Source organism: Nocardia sp. NPDC057440 (assembly GCF_042802915.1).
Lineage (GTDB): Bacteria > Actinomycetota > Actinomycetes > Mycobacteriales > Mycobacteriaceae > Nocardia.
On record NZ_JBHVDF010000004.1, the window covers coordinates 170,743 to 190,340 of the forward strand.

The 19,598-nt window shown below is 66.4% G+C and carries 18 protein-coding genes, 1 other RNA gene and 1 pseudogene; 15 read left to right on the forward strand and 5 right to left on the reverse strand.

Annotation, left to right across the window (positions count from 1 at the left end; genetic code table 11):
* Positions 1 to 116: 116 nt before the first annotated feature.
* The gene (locus ACFU4Z_RS09795; RefSeq protein ID WP_379061055.1) at positions 117 to 752 is read right to left on the reverse strand and encodes a hypothetical protein; all 636 of its coding nucleotides are present in this window, start codon (positions 750 to 752) and stop codon (positions 117 to 119) included.
* 256 nt (positions 753 to 1,008) lie between these two features.
* Between ACFU4Z_RS09795 and ACFU4Z_RS09800 the strand changes: the two genes are divergently transcribed.
* Entirely contained in the window at positions 1,009 to 1,248 is a 240-nt protein-coding gene (locus ACFU4Z_RS09800; RefSeq protein WP_379061056.1) for a hypothetical protein, read from the forward strand.
* A 107-nt stretch (positions 1,249 to 1,355) separates the two neighbouring features.
* Here the strand turns inward: ACFU4Z_RS09800 and ACFU4Z_RS09805 are convergent, their stop codons facing one another.
* Together ACFU4Z_RS09805 and ACFU4Z_RS09810 are read right to left on the reverse strand one after the other, a co-directional pair.
* Positions 1,356 to 2,585 (reverse strand): acyl-CoA dehydrogenase family protein, encoded by a 1,230-nt coding sequence (locus tag ACFU4Z_RS09805; RefSeq protein WP_379061057.1) that lies wholly within the window; start codon positions 2,583 to 2,585, stop codon positions 1,356 to 1,358.
* A 34-nt stretch (positions 2,586 to 2,619) separates the two neighbouring features.
* Entirely contained in the window at positions 2,620 to 4,014 is a 1,395-nt protein-coding gene (locus ACFU4Z_RS09810) for an acyl-CoA dehydrogenase family protein (RefSeq protein ID WP_379061058.1), read from the reverse strand.
* A gap of 129 nt (positions 4,015 to 4,143) precedes the next feature.
* Here ACFU4Z_RS09810 and ACFU4Z_RS09815 point away from each other — a divergent pair, with 129 nt between their 5' ends.
* Together ACFU4Z_RS09815 and ACFU4Z_RS09820 are read left to right on the forward strand one after the other, a co-directional pair.
* Positions 4,144 to 5,688, forward strand: a complete 1,545-nt coding sequence (locus tag ACFU4Z_RS09815; RefSeq protein ID WP_379061059.1) for a glycosyltransferase family 39 protein — start codon at positions 4,144 to 4,146, stop codon at positions 5,686 to 5,688.
* A 43-nt stretch (positions 5,689 to 5,731) separates the two neighbouring features.
* Positions 5,732 to 6,250, forward strand: coding sequence for a GNAT family N-acetyltransferase (locus ACFU4Z_RS09820; protein ID WP_379061060.1), 519 nt, complete (start codon positions 5,732 to 5,734; stop codon positions 6,248 to 6,250).
* An 8-nt stretch (positions 6,251 to 6,258) separates the two neighbouring features.
* On the opposite strand, the gene hisN is transcribed toward ACFU4Z_RS09820, so the two are convergent.
* A complete protein-coding gene (gene hisN / locus ACFU4Z_RS09825; RefSeq protein ID WP_379061062.1) occupies positions 6,259 to 7,041 on the reverse strand; it encodes a histidinol-phosphatase in 783 nt (260 codons plus the stop codon).
* 105 nt (positions 7,042 to 7,146) lie between these two features.
* Positions 7,147 to 7,737, reverse strand: a complete 591-nt coding sequence (locus ACFU4Z_RS09830; protein ID WP_379061063.1) for an NADPH-dependent FMN reductase — start codon at positions 7,735 to 7,737, stop codon at positions 7,147 to 7,149.
* 150 nt (positions 7,738 to 7,887) lie between these two features.
* Between ACFU4Z_RS09830 and ACFU4Z_RS09835 the strand changes: the two genes are divergently transcribed.
* The 12 genes and pseudogenes from ACFU4Z_RS09835 to ssrA all read left to right on the forward strand — a co-directional run bounded on the left by ACFU4Z_RS09835 (position 7,888) and on the right by ssrA (position 19,494).
* Positions 7,888 to 8,745 carry a helix-turn-helix transcriptional regulator gene (locus tag ACFU4Z_RS09835; RefSeq protein ID WP_379061064.1) on the forward strand — a complete coding sequence of 286 codons (858 nt, stop codon included), beginning with the start codon at positions 7,888 to 7,890 and terminating at the stop codon, positions 8,743 to 8,745.
* 163 nt (positions 8,746 to 8,908) lie between these two features.
* On the forward strand, positions 8,909 to 10,021 hold the full coding sequence (gene prfB / locus ACFU4Z_RS09840) for a peptide chain release factor 2 (RefSeq protein WP_379061065.1): 1,113 nt from the start codon (positions 8,909 to 8,911) through the stop codon (positions 10,019 to 10,021).
* 61 nt (positions 10,022 to 10,082) lie between these two features.
* Positions 10,083 to 10,946 carry a mechanosensitive ion channel family protein gene (locus tag ACFU4Z_RS09845; protein ID WP_379061066.1) on the forward strand — a complete coding sequence of 288 codons (864 nt, stop codon included), beginning with the start codon at positions 10,083 to 10,085 and terminating at the stop codon, positions 10,944 to 10,946.
* A gap of 230 nt (positions 10,947 to 11,176) precedes the next feature.
* Positions 11,177 to 11,866: a cell division ATP-binding protein FtsE gene (ftsE, locus tag ACFU4Z_RS09850; protein ID WP_366528383.1), complete on the forward strand. Its 690-nt coding sequence runs from the start codon at positions 11,177 to 11,179 to the stop codon at positions 11,864 to 11,866.
* Positions 11,866 to 12,771, forward strand: a complete 906-nt coding sequence (ftsX, locus tag ACFU4Z_RS09855; protein ID WP_379061067.1) for a permease-like cell division protein FtsX — start codon at positions 11,866 to 11,868, stop codon at positions 12,769 to 12,771. The genes ftsE and ftsX overlap by 1 nt, the downstream gene beginning before the upstream one ends.
* Positions 12,772 to 12,965: 194 nt before the next feature.
* Positions 12,966 to 14,876, forward strand: a complete 1,911-nt coding sequence (recQ, locus tag ACFU4Z_RS09860; protein ID WP_379061068.1) for a DNA helicase RecQ — start codon at positions 12,966 to 12,968, stop codon at positions 14,874 to 14,876.
* A 231-nt stretch (positions 14,877 to 15,107) separates the two neighbouring features.
* Complete coding sequence (gene phoA / locus ACFU4Z_RS09865; RefSeq protein WP_379061069.1) at positions 15,108 to 16,595, forward strand: alkaline phosphatase; 1,488 nt, start codon at positions 15,108 to 15,110, stop codon at positions 16,593 to 16,595.
* Between the two features lie 139 nt (positions 16,596 to 16,734).
* Positions 16,735 to 17,814 (forward strand): metallophosphoesterase, encoded by a 1,080-nt coding sequence (locus tag ACFU4Z_RS09870; RefSeq protein ID WP_379061070.1) that lies wholly within the window; start codon positions 16,735 to 16,737, stop codon positions 17,812 to 17,814.
* A 67-nt stretch (positions 17,815 to 17,881) separates the two neighbouring features.
* A complete protein-coding gene (locus ACFU4Z_RS09875) occupies positions 17,882 to 18,130 on the forward strand; it encodes a hypothetical protein (protein ID WP_379061071.1) in 249 nt (82 codons plus the stop codon).
* Positions 18,131 to 18,202: 72 nt separating this feature from the next.
* A complete protein-coding gene (gene smpB / locus ACFU4Z_RS09880) occupies positions 18,203 to 18,676 on the forward strand; it encodes an SsrA-binding protein SmpB (protein ID WP_366528378.1) in 474 nt (157 codons plus the stop codon).
* A gap of 8 nt (positions 18,677 to 18,684) precedes the next feature.
* A pseudogene (locus ACFU4Z_RS09885) lies at positions 18,685 to 19,026 on the forward strand (EamA family transporter); the annotation flags it as partial.
* Between the two features lie 95 nt (positions 19,027 to 19,121).
* Positions 19,122 to 19,494, forward strand: a transfer-messenger RNA (tmRNA) gene (gene ssrA / locus ACFU4Z_RS09890).
* Positions 19,495 to 19,598 lie beyond the last annotated feature (104 nt).

Genomic DNA, 19,598 nt, shown 5'->3' on the forward strand with positions numbered 1-19,598 from the left:
GCCCCTACACCCCACCCGCGCGCCCCCCCGCCCACGCCTGACGCCTTAGCCCAACCCGGCAGCGGTACCTCAGCACCACGCCCACCCCCCCTCGGCTCGGGTGTGAGTGGGGACGGTCAGTTGTAGACGGCGCCGAAGGATGGCGTGGAGATGGTGCCGAGCTGGTACTGGTATCCGTCCGGGTTCGCATCGCTCACCGGGACCGGCCAGCGGTGCCACAGGTTTCCGTACACCGCGGCCACGATCATGCCGCCGCCGGTGTTGATGGCATGGGTGCGAATGGTGGTGTCCATGGGGGCGTTGTTGTGCTCGTTGAGCAACGCGATGCCGCTGCGGCCATTGGACAGGTTGAACCACATCGCCTCGAGCCTGGCTCCGCCCTGGTTCGGCGCGATCGTGCCTGGGCCGCCGAAGAATCCGATCCGGAATCCGTCGACGCCGAGCGCGAGGCCGGTGCCGTAGGCGCCGGGGCCGCCACCGCGACCGATATCGGATTGCGCCGGCATCTGGAACGGCTGGGCGGGCAATACCACCTGCTCTGCCGTGGTGACCTGGCCGCCGGAAGCCATCAGCCGATCGACGGCCTGCTCGGCCGCCGGATTGCCCGCAGCCGCGGCCCGCAGGTTCCGGACCGCCGTATTCCAGTCGACCTGCACCGGATCGGCGGCGGCCTGACCTGCGAATACGATAGCAACTGCGGTCGTTGCCGCGAGTGCGGCGGTGAAGCGACGTATCAAACCCAACTTTTGCATAACCAGTCTCCTTGAGGGGTCTTGGTACAGCTCGGTGGAAATTCGTCCGCTGATTCTTCGGACTCAGCACGCAGGCGGTTACGTTAGTCAAACCCGTGCGTGTGCAGCAACGTAACGGATTGCGCTGTCGAACGGCCGCACCGGGCGGGCATGTCTCTCGGAAATCCGGAAGAATTCGGCTGTCGCGGGAGTGGGGATCATCGTAGGCTGAAGTTTTTCGTCCGCGTGCGAATTGGCGCGGCAGTGCGGGAGCTCCATGGCTACAGGCGATTTCGTTTACATCAATGCGTCAGGCGACGACTTCACCCTGCGCGACCCGCCGAGTGGCCAAAGATTCACGCTTGTCGGTGGGGCAACGCTTGTGCTCAATCAAACGAACGCCAGCGCGACGCTGGGCAGGACAACCGGCCGCGGGGGCTCCGAGCTGGTGATTTACCCGGGCGCGTCCGGAAGTTTCGGCGGTGCCGCCGTCCCGGATCTGGTGATCTTCGACTAGCGGGACGCCCGGCGCTCGCCACCGGGGTCCAGGCGCACAACAAAAACCGGTGCGAGTCATGGTGTCGACCCGCACCGGTTTCGGTTGCAGCACTTACTACTTCAGTATCACTTCAGCTCGGCGCTGGTCTTACCGAGAACCCGCCGCGCCACGATGAGCTGCTGAATCTGCTGGGTGCCTTCGAAGATATCCAGGATCTTCGAGTCGCGGCCCCACTTTTCGAGCAGGGTGCGCTGCGAGTAGCCGATGGCGCCTGCGAGTTCGACGGCCTTCAAGGTCACGTCGGTGCCGGTGCGGCCCGCCTTGGCCTTGGACATGGAGGCTTCCAGGGAGTTCGGCTTCTTGTTGTCGGCCATCCACGCGGCGCGCAGCGACAGCAGGTAGGCGGACTCGTAATCGGCTTCCATGCGCAGGAATTCGGCGGCTGCGGCATGCTGGTTGTTGGCCGGGATGTCGTAGGAGATCTCGACACCGGCGTCGGTCAGGATCGCGCGCAGCTCCTCGAGGGCGGCGCGGGCGACTCCGACGGCCATGGCGGCAACGAGTGGGCGGGTGTTGTCGAAGGTCTGCATGACCCCGGCAAAGCCCTTCTCCACGTTGACTTCCGGGCTGCCGAGGATATTGTCCTTCGGAATCCGGCAGTCCTGCAGCAGCAGCACGGCGGTATCGGAGGCCTTGATGCCGAGCTTGTGCTCGAGCCTGGCCACCGAAAGGCCGGGGGCCTCACGCGGCACGACGAACGACTTGATCGCGGCGCGGCCGAGGCTGCGGTCGACCGACGCCCACACCACGATGTGGGTGGAGCGCTGGCCCGCGGTCACGAAAATCTTCTCGCCGTTGAGAACCCACTCGTCGCCGTCGAGGACGGCGGTGGTGGTGACGGCGGCCGAGTCCGAGCCGAAAGACGGCTCGGTGATGGCCATCGAGGCCCACACCTTGCCGAAACGCTTCAGCTGCTCGTCGGTGGCGACGGCCGCGATGGCCGCGTTTCCCAGACCCTGGTAGGGGATCGAGAGCATCAGGCCGACATCGCCCCAGGAGGTCTCCAGTGCGTTCAGCAGCGCGGACATATTGCCGCCGTTGCTGTTTCCGAGCAGCTCGGTGGCGTGGCTGTCGGACTCGCTGTCATCCGAACGGCCACCGGCCGCGCCGCCGATCTTCTGGGTGCCGGAGTCGGCGAGGCCCTCGACCATGGCGGCCATGGCGTCCAGCTCGACCGGGTAGTCGTGTTCGCCGAGGTCGTACTTGCGCGAGATCGGTCGGAAGATTTCCGAGGCGACCTGGTGGGCCTGGTTGGCGCTGGCCCGGAGCTTCTTGGGGAGTTCGAGATTGATCATGGAATGTCTCCTGGAAGTTAAGGAACCAGCCGGTTTAGATGAGCACGACACCTTCGGCGACGCCGATGGCCCGCAGATCGCGGTACCAGCGCTCGACCGGGTGTTCCTTCGTGAAGCCGTGGCCACCGAGCAGCTGCACGCCATCGAGACCGATCTGCATGCCCTTGTCGGTGGCCAGCTTTCTCGCCAGCGCCGCTTCGCGCGCGAACGACAGGCCCTGCTCCGCGCGTGACGCACCCCGCAGGGTCACCAGACGAAGGCCGTCGAGTTCGATGGCGATGTTGGCGACCATGAAGGCCACCGCCTGGCGGTGGCTGATCGGCTCGCCGAACGCCTCACGCTCGTTCACGTACGGAATCACATAGTCCAGCACGGCCTGGCCGGTGCCGATGGCCAGCGAGGCCCAGCCGAGGCGGGCCAGACGTACCGCGTCCGCGTACTCCTCGGCGCGCTGCACGGCATCGCTGTCGCCGAGGACGGCGTCGGCGCCGACCGCGACATTGTCGAGGATCAGGCGGCCGAGGCCCGCGGCGCGCAGACCCATGCTCGGGTCGGCCTCGACCACCAGGCCCTGGGTGTCGGACGGCACGATGAACAGGGCGGGCCGACCGTCCAGCTCGGCGGCGACGAGGAACAGCTCGGCATCCGCGGCGGCGGGCACCAGGCTCTTCACGCCGTTGAGGCGGTAGCCGCTGGGAGAGCGAGTCGCCTTGGTCCGCAACGCGAACGGATCGAACAGGGCGCGCGGCTCGCTGATCACGACGGAGGCTTGCGGGACGTTCTCGCCGGTGAAGGCGGGAAGGTAGGTCTGCTGCTGAGCGTCGGTGCCCCACTGGGAGAGGGCGACCGTGACACCGCTCGGCGCGAGGATCGGCAGGGCCAGGCCCATGTCACCGTGCGCGAGTGCCTCGGCGACCAGCGAGTTGGTGACCGCCCCACGCTCGGCGGCCGCGCCCTCGAGCTCCTCGGGCACGTTGATGAGGGTGATGCCGAGTTCGGCGGCCCGCTCGAGCAGGTCGCGCGGGGCCTTCGCGGCGCCGTCGGCTTCGTACGCGGCCGGGCGCAGGATCTCGGCGGCGAATTCCTTCACCGTTTCGACGATCATCTGCTGCTCGTCGCTGGGGGTGAGGTCGAAGAAATCCTTCTTCTTCGACTCGTTGTCCGCCAGCCGCTTCGGTGCGCCGTTGCCCGCGACCTTGGCGAACGCGCGGGTGGCCGCGCCGAGGGTGCGGAAGCCGGTTTTGGTGCCTTCGTAGGTGACTCGCTCGATCGGCTTGCGCAGGTTGTACTTCTCGGCGAGCTCCGACCCGGTGAAGGTCGTCATGATCCGCATGGCCGCGCCCATCCAGTCCCGCTTGGGATGGTTCAGGCCAACAGCGGACGTGTCTGGACGTCGCGTCGTTGCGCTGTCTCGAGTGCTCATCATCACCTGTTTTCTCGGGTGGGTGGGGTGAGGTCTTGTCCCAGCTATCTTACTCTTGAGTAAGGCTATCTTACTCCAGAGTAAGAACCCCGTCGAGGTGCAGCTTACGCGGCCGATCTGTGTCAGGCTGGACAAGTGCCCATCGTCGCGGTGCGACAGGTGTCCGCTGTCGCGATGCGGGAGCAGACCATCGTCGCGGGACTGTTTGCTGCTCTACTCGTCGCTTTCGCCGCGCGCTACGGGTATCACCGCGACGAGCTGTACTTTCTTGCCGCGGGTAGGCGACTCGATTGGGGATACCCGGATCAGCCGCCACTGACGCCGCTGCTCGCCCGCACGATGTCGGCAATCGATCCCGATTCGTTACTGCTGCTGCGCCTTCCGTCGATCGCGGTCGCCACGTTCATCGTGGTCTGCGCGGGTCTGATGGCCCGCGAATTCGGCGGCGGGCGCGGTGCGCAGGCCCTGGCGTCGGCGTCGGTGGCCGCGGCGGCGCTGGTGATGGGTGTGGGGCACCTGCTCACCACCACGTCGTTCGATATGGCCGTGTGGTCGTCGGTATGCCTGCTGGTGCTGAAACTACTGCGTGACCCCGTGGGCGACGGGGTGGCGGACAGCGCCGCGAGCCGGTCCGGCGATGTGCGACGGCAGGTCGGCGCCGACCCGGGATGGTGGCTCGTGATCGGGCTCGTGATCGGGGTCGGGCTGCAGAACAAGCTGCTGCTGATCTTCCCCGTCGGTGCGCTCGTGCTGGCGCTGGTCCTGATCGGACCGCGAAAGATCTTCGCTACCAAGTTCTTTCCGATGGCCGTCGGTATCGCCGCGCTGATCTGGCTGCCCTACCTGTGGTGGCAGGCCGAGAACGGTTGGCCGCAATGGGAAATGGGCCGGGCGATCGCCGGCGGCTCGTCGGGTACCTCGGATTCGCCCGTGGCATTCGTGCTGCTGCAATTCGGACTGATGGGGCCATTGTTGGTGCCGCTGTGGGCATTCGGGCTGTGGCTGCTGTGGCGTGCGGTCCGCTACCGAGCTTTCGCGGTCGCGTATGTGCTGATGTTTGTTGTGTTCGTGACCACCGGCGGCAAGGCCTACTACATGGGCGGGATGTATCCGATTCTGCTTGCCGCCGCCTCGGTGCCGGTCGCGGCATGGCTGGGGCGTCGGCGAATGCGTTGGGCGGCAGTGGGTTCGGCACTTGCGGTGAACGCTCTCGTTTCGGCGGTGTTGTCCCTGCCGGTGTTGCCGATTTCGGCGCTGCCGGATTCGCCGGTGCTCGCAGTCAACTACGACGCGGGCGAGACCATCGGCTGGCCGGAATTCGTGCGCCGGGTCGCCGATGCGCGCGCCGGTCTCGGAGCCGACGTCGCGGTGCTCACCGCGGACTCCGGTGCGGCGGGCGCCATCGAGCGTTTCGGCGGGCAGTACGGCCTGCCGACACCGCACAGCGGGCACAACGCCTACTGGTGGTGGGGTCCGCCGAGTGACGCCGCTGCTGTCGTGATCGCCGTCGGTATCGAACGCGACCACTTGGTTCGCTTCTTTCGCGACATCGAACCGGCGGGTCGAATCGACAATGGCTTCGACATCGACAATGACGAACAAGGCCGACCGATCTTCCGCTGCCGCGCGCCGCGCGCGGCCTGGCCGCAACTATGGCCGCAGCTGAAGCATCTCGGCTGACACCGGCTCCTCAATGATCGTGATAAGCACCGAAGGAGAGCACGTGCCCGAATCTGCCCCCATGGTCGTGGCGACTCCCGCTGACGCGTCCGACATCGCGCAACTACGCGATCGCCTCGCCGAATGGATGGTCGGCAACGGTATCGGGCAGTGGCTGCCCGGCGAATACCCCGCCGCGGTGGTGGCAGAAGAGGCGAACCGGGGCGAATGGTTCGTGTGGCGCGAGACCCCGGCCGAATTGACCGCCGCGGTCCGGATCGTCTGGCGGGATCCGGACTTCTGGGGCGCGGACGACGCCGAAGCCGGATACCTCCACGGGCTCATGGTCGCCCCGGAGTATCGCGGACGCGATCTCGGCTCCCGCATCATCCGATTCTGCGCCGAATACACTCTGGCCCAAGGCATTACGGTGCAACGACTCGATGCCGCCGCGGACAACCCGGTGCTGCGCAAGTATTACGCCGCACAGGGTTTCCTCGAGGTTCGGGAAACACAGCTGCCGCCGCAGTTCCACGGCACCGCCCGCGTGGTCCTCATGGAGAAGCGGCTCACGCCGAACTGAGCCGGGAATCAGTCGGCGCCGAGGCGGGCGAGCACCTCATCGTGCAGCAGACCGTTGGTGGCGATGGCGTCGCCGCCGTGCGGGCCGGGCTCGCCGTGCAGCGAGGTGAAGCGCCCGCCCGCCTCGCGCACCAGGATGTCGAGGGCGGCGAGATCCCACAGTGAGACCTCGGGTTCGGTGGCGATGTCCACCGCGCCCTCGGCCAGCAGGCAGTAGGTGAGGAAGTCGCCGTAGCCGCGGACTCGCCAGACATCGTCGGTGAGAGCCAGGAAGTGCTCGCGCAGACCGCGTTCGCGCCAACCCGACAGACTGGAGAACGCCAGGCTCGCCGAGCTCAGCTCGGCCACCGCGGACACCGAAATCGCCTTCGGCGCTTCCTGATCGAAGGTCGACCAGGCGCCGGAGCCCGCCGCCGCCCACCATCTGCGGTTCAGCGCGGGAGCGCTCACCACGCCGACAACGGGCACCCCGTCTTCGAGCAACGCGATCAGCGTGGCCCAGATCGGCACCCGGCGTACGAAGTTCTTGGTGCCGTCGATGGGGTCGATCACCCATTGCCGCCCGGTGAACTCCGCGTCCCCGCCGAATTCCTCGCCGAGCACCGAATCGCCGGGCCGCTCCTGTCCGAGCACCTGCCGGATCGCCTTCTCCACCGCCAGATCGGCGTCGGAGACCGGCGTCAGATCAGGCTTCGAATCAACCTTCAGATCCAGCGCACCGAAGCGCGCCCGAGTAATCGCGTCGGCCTCATCGGCCAGCCGCAGGGCAAGTTCGAGATCGGAAGAATCCACCCCCGAACCCTAGCCACCCGCCTATCGGCTCGGTGAGTGGCACATGGCTGCGGCAACTGTCGAGTGGGTCCCACCCTGATGCGCCGCTCGCTGTCGAGGTCGGGGTTACCCGGCGAGGGCTGCGGAGCGTGCGGCGGTGAGGGCGGTCGCCCACCAGTGGAGTTGGTCGAGCATGGCTTGCGCGGCTGCCGCGGGTTCTTCGGGCGCGAGGAGGCGGCCTTCGGCGTCGAAGAGGAGGTAGTAGCGCGGGAAAGAGACGTAGTTGCGGATGGTGTGGGCGTTGAGTTCGTTGAACACCTGTCGGAGGCCTTCGATGGCGAGCAGGCCGCCGCTGGCGCCGCTGTAGCCGACGAAACCGATCGTCTTGCTGTCCCACTGGGTGAAGTGCCAGTCGATAGCGGCCTTGATCGAGGCGGGGAAGCTGCGGTTGTAGTCGGGGGTGACGATGACGAAGGCATCGGCTGCGTCCAGTCGTCGGGTGAGGTCGGTCATGCCGGCCGGGCGCGGCGGGTTCGGTTCGAGTGCGGGGGAGACCGCGGGCAGCGCCAGCGGCAGTTCGAAATCCGCCAGGTCGATCACGTCGACCTCGAACCCGCCGTGCCGCGCGGCATGTTCGGTGAACCAGGAGGTCACCACGGGGGCAAAGCGTCCTTCGCGGACGCTTGCGACGATTACCGCGAGCTTCAGTGCGGACATGCCATTCTCCTTCGTCGGATCATCGCCACAACCGGGTCCGGCCGTCGCATGTCCCAATCTGCTGCCCGCCGCGGTTGCCAGGAAGACCGCGCGGAGAGTGGTAGTGGCAGGGTCACCCTCGCGACGGTCGGCGCTTGTACCGTTCGAAGGGTGAGCGACAACGAGTTGGGCCTTTTCTTGCGCACCCGGCGCGAGGCGGTCACCCCGGCCCAGGTCGGATTGCCGACCGGTGCGCGACGCCGGACCCCTGGACTGCGTCGCGCCGAGCTGGCCACCCTCGCCGGGGTGAGCGTCGAATACATCACCCGTCTCGAGCAGGGGCGCGATCGTCGTCCCTCGCCGCCGGTGCTCGGCGCGCTTGCCGACGCACTGCACCTCGCGCCGAGTGAGCGTGTTCACCTGCACCGGCTGACCAAGGCCGCCGATGCCGGATTCAGCTGTATGGGCGCCGCGCAGCCGCCGCGCGAAGTCCGCCCCACGGTCCGTGCTGTCCTCGACCGCTTGGAGCCCGCGCCCGCGGTCGTGGTCAACCGACTACGCGAACCGCTCGCCTGGACCGAAGGCTACGAACGTCTCATGGCGCCGACCGGGCTGCTCGACCGCGAGGGCTGGGCGAATCTCGCGCTGTTCGTGTTCACCGATCCGCGCGCTCGCACCGTGTACCCGGATTGGGACCACGTCGCCGACGAGGTGGTCGCCGCCCTCAAGCAGGGCCCGTTCCGCGCCGATCCGCACATCGCCGCACTGGCCGACGAACTCACCGTCGCCGCAGGTGCGGAGTTCACCCGACGGGTGGAGTCCGTGCCCAGTCTTGCCGCCGCAACGGGTATCACCCGTCTTGCGCATCCTGACGCGGGCCACCTGCGATTGTCCTACGAGACCCTCGAACTGTCTGCCGACGACGACCAGCAATTGATCGTCTACCTGCCCGCCGACGATGCCACCGCGCACGCCCTCGATGCGCTCGCGGGCCGCCGCCCCGGCGGTCTGCGCGCGGTATCGAGCTGATCGCGCCACCCGGCGACGTGCTGGTCCTGCGATCTCGTGAGTCCGCGGTCACACCACGAACTCGGGCGTGCGGCGACGGGCAGGCCGCCGCGCAAAGCCCTGTCGCGCTCAGTGGCGCGCTGGGTTTAGGGGCAGGCGGAACAGCACAGTAGGCTAGGACATCGTGCATCCTGACGTCTCCGCTGATCTCGCCGAACTCGACGCCACCCTCAAGACGGTCGAGTCGGTGCTCGACGTCGAGGAGCTGCGCCGCCGTATCGACGAACTGGAACACCAGGCCGCCGACCCGGACCTGTGGAACGACCAGGATCACGCGCAGCAGGTCACCAGTGAGCTGTCGCACGCGCAGAGCGAACTGCGCCGGGTCGAGGAGCTGCGCCAGCGGCTGGAGGATCTGCCCGTGCTCTACGAGCTGGCCGAGGGCGAGGAAGGCGAGGCGCAGGTTTCCGCGCTGGCCGACGCCGACGCCGAACGTGCCGCGCTGCACGGTGACGTGGAGGCCATGGAGGTTCGCACGCTGCTGTCGGGCGAGTACGACAAGCGCGACGCACTGGTCAATATCCGATCGGGTGCGGGCGGCGTCGACGCGGCGGACTGGGCCGAGATGTTGATGCGCATGTACATCCGCTGGGCGGACCGGCACAAGTTCTCGGTCGAGGTGTACGACACTTCCTACGCCGAAGAAGCGGGCATCAAGAGCGCCACCTTCGCGGTGAAGTCGCCGTATGCCTACGGCACTCTCTCGGTGGAGATGGGTACACACCGGCTCGTGCGCATCAGCCCGTTCGACAACCAGGGCCGGCGCCAGACCTCCTTCGCCGAGGTCGAGGTGCTGCCGGTCGTCGAGACCACCGACCACATCGAGATCCCCGATACCGAGATCAGGGTGGACGTGTACCGCTCGTCGGGTCCCGGCGGCCAGAGCGTCAACACCACCGACTCCGCGGTCCGGCTGACGCACATCCCGACCGGCATCGTTGTCACCTGTCAGAACGAGAAATCCCAACTGCAGAACAAGATTTCGGCGATGCGCGTGCTGCAGGCCAAGCTGCTGGAACGCAAACGCCAGGAGGAGCGCGCCCAGATGGACGCGCTGAAGACGAACGAGGGCGCGTCCTGGGGCAACCAGATGCGCTCCTACGTGCTGCACCCGTATCAGATGGTCAAGGATCTGCGGACCAACTACGAAGTCAATAATCCGTCCGCTGTGCTCGACGGTGACATCGATGGTTTCATCGAATCCGGAATCCGCTGGCGGATGAAGGATGGCGGATAAGACGATGGATAGTCGCAGAAGTTGCGGAATCCGCCGGCGAATGCGAGAGCAGGCGAGCTAAATGAATGTGGCGGGGATCCAGGCATTCGCCTCGTCCACCGATTTCACGACCTGGCTGCGTTCCTCGGGCCTGGAGATCGTGCTCTACCTCCTCGGCGCAGTCCTGTTCAGCCGGTTCGCGACCTTCGTCAGAGATCGGATCACGCGCAAGATCGACGCCGGATTCCGCAGCAGCGATGCGCTGGTGCGGACCGAAGCGGCCAAACACCGGCATGCGCTGGCGCAGGTGGTCACCTGGGTCGTGCTGACCATCGTGTACGTGCTGGTCGGCATCGAGGTGCTGCGGCGCATGGGGTTCGCTGTGACCGGACTCGTCGCGCCCGCCGCGGTGCTCGGCGCCGCACTCGGTTTCGGCGCGCAGCGCATCGTCCAGGACATTCTCGCCGGATTCTTCCTGATCACCGAGCGTCAGTACGGGTTCGGTGACGTGGTTCGCATCGCGGTGACTGGATCCGCGGAGCAGGCCGAGGGTACGGTCGAGGATGTCACGCTGCGGATCACCACGCTGCGTAACGCGGACGGTGAAGTGATCATCGTGCCCAATGGCCAGATCGTGAAAGTGACGAATCTGTCGAAGGATTGGGCCCGCGCCGCGATCGACGTGCCGGTGGCCGCGAGCGTGGACATCACCAGGGTCAATGAGATCCTGCACGCGGTCGGTACACAGGCGTACGAAGACAGTCGACTGCGGCCGCTACTACTCGACGAGCCCAGCGTGATGGGTGTCGAAGACCTGACGGTCGACCAGATGAACATCCGAATGGTTGCCCGCACGTTGCCAGGTAAACAATTCGAAGTCGGTCGCGAACTGCGGGTGCGAGTAGCCGCGGCGTTGCGCCGGGAGGGAATCAGTGAGACCTCGTAGATCCACGGCGATCCTGATGGCAACCTGGGTCGCCACGTTCGTGCTGTATGTGTTCGTCAAGCCGGATAACCCCATTCCAGGCGGATCGGTTCCCTTTCTGAACACCGTTCCGGCGGCAGTGCTTCCGGCAATACCCACCCCATGAGGCAGGGGCGCGGGCAGCGTCCGCTCGCACCGGAAGGTCCTCGGCCACGCGGCGCTCACTTGGTTGCTGGTTACACTGGCTCCCCGTGATCACCATGCGGAACGTCACCAAGTCGTACAAGACCTCGACGCGACCCGCGCTGGACAACATCACCGTCGATGTGGACAAGGGCGAATTCGTCTTCATCATCGGACCGTCCGGTTCAGGCAAGTCGACCTTCATGCGCCTGCTCCTCAAGGAGGAGGCGCCCACCTCCGGCGAGATACAGGTCGCCGACTTCCGGGTCGACCGGTTGCCGGGGCGGCGGGTGCCGAAGTTGCGCCAGCGCATCGGCTGCGTGTTCCAGGACTTCCGGCTGCTACAGCAGAAGACCGTCCAGCAGAATGTCGCGTTCGCGCTGGAGGTGATCGGCAAGCGTCAGCAGTTCATCGACCGGACGGTCCCGGAGGTGCTCGACATGGTCGGTCTCGGCGGCAAGGCCGATCGGCTGCCCAGCGAGCTGTCCGGTGGTGAGCAGCAGCGCGTGGCGATCGCCAGGGCGTTCGTGAACCATCCGCTCGTGCTGCTCGCCGACGAGCCGACCGGCAATCTCGATCCCGACACCAGCGGCGACATCATGCTGCTGCTGGAGCGGATCAACCGCACCGGCACGACGGTGGTGATGGCCACCCACGACAATCACATCGTCGATGCGATGCGCAGGCGGGTGGTCGAGCTCGATCGCGGGCGTCTGGTGCGCGACGACGCGACCGGCGTCTACGGGGTGGGCCGGTAATGCGCTTCGGATTCCTCTTCGGCGAGGTCCTCACCGGCCTGCGCCGCAACGTCACGATGACCATCGCGATGATCCTCACCACCGCGGTGTCGCTCACCATGTTGGGCGGCGGTCTGCTCGCGGTGCGGATCGCCGACAAGACCGAGAACTACTTCATGGATCGGGTCGAGATACGGCTGTATCTCACCGACGATGTCTCGGCGAGCGACCTCGAGTGCTCCCAGGCGCCGTGCCAGTCGTTGATGTCGGATCTCAAGAAGACCGGCGGCGTGGTGTCGGTCCAGTTCGTCAACAGCACGGAGGCTATGAAGGAAGCCACCGAGGTGACCTTCAAGGGCCAGCCCGAGATGATCGAGATGATCCAGGACACCAGGCTGCCTGCGTCGCTGCGGGTGAAGATGACCGATGCCGATCAGTACGAGCGGGTCTTCCAGACGTTCCACGCGCAGCCAGGGGTACAGCAGGTCCTCAACGACAAGGAGATCGTCGACCGGCTGGTCAGCATCTTCGACGGGCTACGCAACGCGGCATTCGGTTTGGCGCTTGTGATGGCACTCGCGGCGCTGATGCTGATCGCGAATATGGTGCAGATCGCCGCGTTCACCCGCCGCGAGGAGGTGGGGATCATGCGGCTGGTCGGCGCGACCCGCTGGTACACGCAGCTGCCGTTCCTGCTGGAGGCGGTCGTGGCGGCGGTCATCGGTTCGGCACTCGCGATCCTCGGCCTGCTCATCGCGCGGCCCATGGTGGTCGATCGGGCGCTCGGGCAGCTGTTCGACAGCAATGTCTTTCCGCATGTCACCGGAGACGACATCGCGGTGGTCGCGCTGACCATCGCCCCGATCGGTGTGGTCTTCGCCGCTCTCACCGCCTACGCCACGCTGCGCTACTACGTCCGCGAATAGTGTCGTGACCTCCGCGAACGCCGGGATCTGTGGAGCGGAGTCCGCTCCTCGGGTTCCGGCGTTCGGCGGTGTGGCGGGGCCGACAGCGCGGGTGAACAGATTCGTTGTGCACATGTGGAGCACCGGCAGTGTCACTCGGGTTCGTGGCCGGTGTACGGCTTTCGCCCGCGCACGGCGCTCGTAGGATGGGCCGGGTGGAATCCCCCGATACTCTCGCGACCGGTCCTTTCGAGCGACCTGCAAGCAGTCGCCACGGTGCGCAGGCCGACAGCGATCTCGGTTCCGAACCCGGTGCGGCGCAACAGGTCCTACGTCGGGTGTTCGGTTACGACAGCTTCCGTGGTGATCAGCGGGACATCGTGGAGCATGTGGTCGGCGGTGGGGATGCGCTGGTCCTGATGCCGACCGGCGGCGGCAAGTCGCTGTGCTACCAGGTGCCCGCGCTGGTGCGTCCCGGTGTCGGCGTGGTGGTGTCACCGCTGATCGCCTTGATGCAGGACCAAGTCGACGCGCTCAGTGCGCTCGGCGTGCGGGCCGGGTTCCTCAACTCCACCCAGTTCCCGAATGAGCGGCGGACGGTGGAGGCCCAATTCGTCGCGGGCGAGTTGGACATGTTGTATCTGGCGCCGGAACGTCTGCGGCTGGAATCGACCGCGAATCTGCTGGACCGGGGCAAGATAGCGCTGTTCGCCATCGACGAGGCGCACTGCGTCTCGCAGTGGGGGCACGACTTCCGGCCGGACTATCTCGGCCTGTCGATGCTGCACGAACGCTGGCCGGAGGTGCCGCGCATCGCGCTGACCGCGACCGCCACCGACAAGACCCGCGACGAGATCATTCAGCGCCTCGAACTCGGCTCCGCCAGGCGATTCGTCGCCAGCTTCGACCGGCCCAATATTCAGTACCGGATCGAGCCGAAGAACCGGCCGGAGCGCCAGCTGCTGGAGTTCATCAAGGCCGAGCACGCCGGGGACGCCGGCATTGTCTACTGCCTGTCGCGCAATTCGGTGGAGAAGACCGCGGCCTTCCTCAACGAGAACGGGATCAGCGCCGTCGCCTATCACGCCGGGCTGGACGCACGCACTCGTGCGACGAACCAGTCGAGGTTCCTGCGTGAGGACGGACTCATCGTCGTCGCCACCATCGCCTTCGGGATGGGCATCGACAAGCCCGACGTGCGGTTCGTGGCGCACTTGGATCTGCCGAAATCGGTCGAGGGCTACTACCAGGAGACCGGCCGCGCGGGTCGTGACGGGCTGCCGTCGACCGCGTGGATGGTGTACGGGCTCAGTGATGTTGTGCAGCAACGCAAATTGATCGACGCCTCGGAGGGCGATGCCGCCCACCGCAGGCAGCTCCAATTACATCTGGACGCGATGCTCGCGCTGTGTGAAACCGTGGAATGTCGCCGCACCCAGCTGCTGGCCTACTTCGGGCAACCCGGTCAGGCGTGCGGCAACTGCGATACCTGCCTGACTCCGCCGGAGTCCTGGGACGGCACGGTGGCCGCGCAGAAGGTGCTGTCCTCGGTGCTGCGGTTGAAACGCGAACGTGGCCAGAGCTTCGGCGCCGGCCACATCGTCGACATCTTGATCGGCAAGAAGAATCCCAAGGTGTTGCAGCATGATCACCACGAGCTGAAGGTCTTCGGGGTCGGCACGGAACTGCGCGACGTCGAATGGCGTGGGGTGGTGCGGCAATTGCTCGCCCAGGGTTTGCTGGCCGTGCACGGCGACTACGGCGTGCTGACGCTCACCGATGCGAGCGATGGAGTGCTGTTCGACAGCAGGCAGGTGCTGCTGCGCCGGGAGCCGGAGCGCGCTACCCCGGCACGCGCCGCCCGGTCGGCGAAAGCGGCCAAGACCCCGCCCGCCGATCTCGCGCCGGCGGATGTCGGCCTGTTCGAGCGGCTGCGGGAATGGCGTGCGGCGACCTCGAAGGAGCAGAGTGTGCCCGCCTACGTTGTCTTTCACGACGCCACGTTGCGCGAGATCGCAGGCCGGAAGCCGAAGAGCCTGACCGAGTTGGGCACGGTTGCCGGTGTCGGCGAGAACAAGCTTGCCAAGTATGGGGAACAGGTGCTGGAGGTCTTGGCGGCAGAGTGACATTCTGCACGCCATGACCGTCTACGCGTGGCGCGTGTTCCGCTCTCCAGATCACCCGAAAGTAGCTGCGCTGCTGAATATTTCGGATACCGAACGCAATCGGCGCAGGTAGCCGCGACGCTGAGTGGCCGACCGATCGGCAACCGACTGATTGCCGACGGCGTCTCGGCCCGGCGACATCACCGAGCTCGGCGCGTCCGAGCCATCTACGAACACAATGGAGTTTCGCTCATGCCCGCTGTCTGGTCGCGTTCCACGCCTCGTCGGCTTCGTGCCGGTGCCGCCTTCGGCGCCGCCGTCCTTGTCGGGGCATTGGCCGCCTGCGGATCCGCCGACTCCACGAGCCGAGGCAACGGCGAGCTCATCACGCCCGCTGCCGTAGGTGACCCGAGTCAGCACGGCGGCGCTCGTCGGACCACAGGAGATCGCACCGACGCGCTGCGCGCCTCACTCAACGGCAATCAGGCCAAGAACGTCATCCTGTTGATCGGTGACGGCATGGGCGATTCGGAAATCACGGTGGCGCGCAACGTAGCCGAGGGCGCGGGCGGCTACTTCAAGGGCATCGACGCGCTGCCGCTCACCGGTTCCTACACGCACTATTCCCTCGACAAGGCCACCGGAAAGCCGGACTACGCCACCGATTCCGCGGCGAGCGGCAGCGCCTGGGCGACCGGGACCAAGACTTACAACGGCGCCATCGGTGTGGACCTCCACGGTGCCGCACGGGCCAATCTGCTGGAGATCGCGAAGGCCAACGGCAAGGCCACCGGCAATGTGACCACCGCCGAGCTCCAGGACGCCACGCCCGCTGTGCTCGCCGCGCACGTCACCGACCGCAAGTGCTACGGCCCCGAGGAAACGGCGCTGAAGTGCCCGGCCAACGCACTCGAGAAGGGCGGCCGCGGCTCGATCAGCGAACAGCTGCTCGATACCCGCGCCGATATCACTCTCGGCGGTGGCGCGCAGAGCTTCGAACAGAAGGCCGCTGCGGGCCAATGGCAAGGACAGACGCTGCGCGATCAGGCCAAGGCGCGCGGCTTCAACCTCGTTGCCGACCGCGCCGGTCTGGACGCGGTGGCCGAAGCCGACCAGGACGCACCACTGCTCGGTCTGTTCGCCCCGGGCAATCTGCCGGTCCGCTGGGACGGTACGAAGGCCGTGCGCGATGGGCTGAACCTGCCCGCACAGACCTGCCACCCGAACGCGAACCGCCCCGCGACGTTGCCCGATCTGGCCGGCATGACCCGCAAGGCGATCGACCTGCTGAAGGAGCGCAAAGACGGCTTCTTCCTCCAGGTGGAGGGCGCCTCGATCGACAAGCAGGACCATGCCGCGAACCCGTGCGGACAGGTCGGCGAGACCGTCGATCTGGACGAGGCGGTGCAGGCGGCGCTCGAATTCGCCGAGAACGACGGCAACACCCTGGTGATCGTCACCGCCGATCACGCCCACAGCAGCCAAATCGTGCCGCTCGACACCAAGTCCGCCTCACTGACCAGCAAGGTCGTCACGAAGGACGGCGCCGAGATCGGCATCTCCTACGGCAACGGGGAAGAAGGCAGTTCCCAAGAGCACACCGGCACCCAGGTGCGAGTCGCCGCCTATGGTCCGCGCGCCGCGAATGTCGTCGGACTCACCGACCAGACCGATATGTTCTTCACCATCTCCGACGCGCTCGGCCTTGATCGGAACAAGCAGCCGGCAAACGGCAAATAACCCCGCGCGCGACCGCGGGATCCGCTACTGGAATGTCGATGCGCGCCGAGTGCTGCGGGACCGCGTGCCCATCCTTGTTCGCCATGGGTGAGGATGGGCGCCGGGACATTTGGGTGTCGATCATGGTGGAGGACAGCGCGTGACGGATGACAGCAGGATCGGGCGACGGGGCTTTCTAGCCGGTGCGGCGACCGTGGCGGCGGGTACGTCGCTGGTGGGTCTTACGCCCGCCGACGCCGTGCCGGTCGAGGCGGGCGTGTCCAAATACGCCTTTCCTGCCGAGCGCACCGTGCGCGTGCTCGTCACCGGTGACGCGGGAACCGGTACCCGCAGCCAGTGGGCCGTCGGCGACGCCATGCGCGAACACCATCGCCGCCAGCCGTTTTCGCTGGCGCTCGGCCTCGGCGACAATATCTACGAGAGCGGCCCCAACAGCGGTGTCGACGTCCAGTTCGCGGACAAGTTCGAGAACCCCAATGCCGGACTGGATTTCCCGTGGCTGATGGTGCTCGGCAACCACGACACCAGCTCGATCTTCGGCGGTGACGGCGGCTGGTTGCTGCGCGGCAACAACGAGGTCGAGTACCACGCGCACTCCGCACGCTGGTGGATGCCGAGCCGGTACTACTCGGTGCGGCTCCCCGAAGAGAACCCGGTGGTCGAGTTCTTCGTCCTCGACATCAATCCGCTGGCCTCCTACATCCCGCCGCTGTTCGACCCGTATTGGACAATCGACGGTCAGTTCATGAACGAGCAGCGCGCCTGGCTGGATCGCGCCATCGCCGAATCCCCCGCGAAGTGGAAGATCGCCTGCACCCACCAGCCCTACCTCAACAACGGTCCGCACGGCGACGCGGGCCGCTATGAGGGGCTTGCGATCGAGCCGCTGAACGGCATCCACGCCAAGCGGTTCTTCGAGGACCATGTCGTCGGCAAGTGCCACTTCATCCTGTCCGGGCACGACCACTCGCTGCAGGTGCTCGAGCCGACCTCGGAATCGAAGGGCACCCGGCAGATCATCTCCGGCGCCGCAGCCAAAACCGTTGGCGCGGAGCCGAAGCTGACTCCGGGCGGCACCCATCCCGCCTTGTTCGAGAACTATCACCAGCTGGGCTACATGGTCATGGAACTCACCGCGAGCACGGCCGACCTGCGGGTTGTCACCGTCGACCTCGCACATGGTGGAGCAGAGGAGGTATTCGCCCGCCGTCTCGCCTGAGTTCCCATCGCATTGCACTGCGCGGTAATTCCGGCGCAGCCTTGGTCCGGCGGCTACGGTGCTGCGTATGGCAACCGGTGATGGCCCAGCGGACGACGCGTCCGGCGGCTCCGGCGACTACCCTGCCCGCGACGCCGGGGATGCGCTGCCGTATCAACGCAGCACCCACGATCCCTCGGTCGACTCGGTGTGGCTGCGCCATCGTCCCCCGCCGCTGCGCCGCCATCCCGCGCTGCCACGGGCCTCCACGGTCCTGCTGGTGGCCGCCTTCGTCGCCGTGTTGCTGGTGTATCTGATGCTGCGACCGGGCGGATAGCACGCGCCGCGGTAGCCAGCGGGTCACGACCTGGGAATAATCCCGTTGCGGCGTCACTTTAAGCTTCTCGTTATGAAGGAACAAGGGCGCAAGGTCATCGCGACCAACCGCCGGGCGCGGCACAACTACACGATCCTGGAAACCTTCGAGGCCGGGATCGCGCTGGTGGGTACCGAGGTCAAGAGCCTGCGCGAGAGCAAGGCCTCGCTGGTGGATGCCTTCGCGACCGTCGACAACGGTGAGGTGTGGCTGCGCGCGCTGCACATTCCGGAGTTCAGCCACGGCACCTGGACCAACCACTCGCCGCGCCGGGTGCGCAAGCTGTTGCTGCACAAGCGTGAGATCGAGCGGCTGGTCGGCAAGTCGCGCGAGGGCAACCAGACGCTGGTGCCGTTGTCGATGTACTTCTCCGACGGCAAGGTGAAGGTCGAGCTCGCGCTGGCCAAGGGCAAACAGGACTACGACAAGCGGCAGGATCTCGCCAGGCGCACGGCCGAGCGCGAGGTCACTCGCGAGCTGGGGCGGCGGGTCAAAGGCATGCGGTGACAGCTGTCCTGCTGGCGTTGGTCGCGGCAGCCGGCTACGGAGTCAGCGACTTCTTCGGCGGAGTGGCGGCACGGCGGGTAACCGCACTGCGGATAGTCGTTGTTTCCTATCCGATTTCGGGGCTGTTGGTGCTTGCCCTCGCGCCGTTGGCCGGCGGCAGCCCAGACCTGGCGTCGACGGGTTGGGGTCTGGCGGCGGGGGTGGCCAGCGGCTTGGCGGTGTGGTGGTTCTACGCGGCGCTGGCAGGTGGCCCGATGGCGGTGGTGTCGCCGTTGACGGCAGTACTGGTCGCGGGTATTCCGGTGCAGGCTGGCATGGTGCTCGAGCTCATCGCGGTGGGCCTCATCGCCGCGAACTGACCACAGCGGGGCCCACCCGGATAATGGAATGAACCAGGCATCACCAAGTGTTAACATGACTAGCCCGACAAGGTGTCGGGACGTACGGGGCTGAACGGTTTCGACTGCGTACGTAGATTTAGGGGAAGCGTGTCGGTGCAGGCAAGAGACCACCGTAAGCGTCGTTGCAACCAATTAAGCGCCGATTCCAATCAGCGCGAGTACGCCCTCGCTGCCTAAGTAGCCAGGTCGTCTCTGTCAGTCCGGGTTCGTCCCTCGACCCGGGTACTGGCATCAGCTAGAGGGAATTACCGTTCGGCTCGGTCACGGAGTCGGACGGGACATCGAACAGTGACTGGGATCGTCATCCGAGCTTGTTCGCGAGACCCGGAGATCCGAGCAGAGACATAGCGAACTGCACACGGAGAAGCCCTGAAGACGCGGCGGAGGACCCGGGTTCGATTCCCGGCAGCTCCACAAGACGAGAAATGGGCGGTGGTCCTCCATCGCGTTTTGGTGTCAGCATCCCCGAGCCTCGCGTAACAGGTGATTTTCGAGAGTGGTTGGGTTGTTTTAAGCCACCT

Coding starts and splice junctions, on each gene's coding strand:
- ftsX (WP_379061067.1), top strand. CDS start 11,866: ATGCGCTTCGGATTCCTCTTCGGCGAGGTCCTCACCGGCCTGCGCCGC.
- ACFU4Z_RS09830 (WP_379061063.1), bottom strand. CDS start 7,737: ATGTCCGCACTGAAGCTCGCGGTAATCGTCGCAAGCGTCCGCGAAGGA.
- ACFU4Z_RS09795 (WP_379061055.1), bottom strand. CDS start 752: ATGCAAAAGTTGGGTTTGATACGTCGCTTCACCGCCGCACTCGCGGCA.
- smpB (WP_366528378.1), top strand. CDS start 18,203: ATGAAGGAACAAGGGCGCAAGGTCATCGCGACCAACCGCCGGGCGCGG.
- ACFU4Z_RS09875 (WP_379061071.1), top strand. CDS start 17,882: ATGGCAACCGGTGATGGCCCAGCGGACGACGCGTCCGGCGGCTCCGGC.
- phoA (WP_379061069.1), top strand. CDS start 15,108: ATGCCCGCTGTCTGGTCGCGTTCCACGCCTCGTCGGCTTCGTGCCGGT.
- ACFU4Z_RS09805 (WP_379061057.1), bottom strand. CDS start 2,585: ATGATCAATCTCGAACTCCCCAAGAAGCTCCGGGCCAGCGCCAACCAG.
- ACFU4Z_RS09800 (WP_379061056.1), top strand. CDS start 1,009: ATGGCTACAGGCGATTTCGTTTACATCAATGCGTCAGGCGACGACTTC.
- ACFU4Z_RS09845 (WP_379061066.1), top strand. CDS start 10,083: ATGAATGTGGCGGGGATCCAGGCATTCGCCTCGTCCACCGATTTCACG.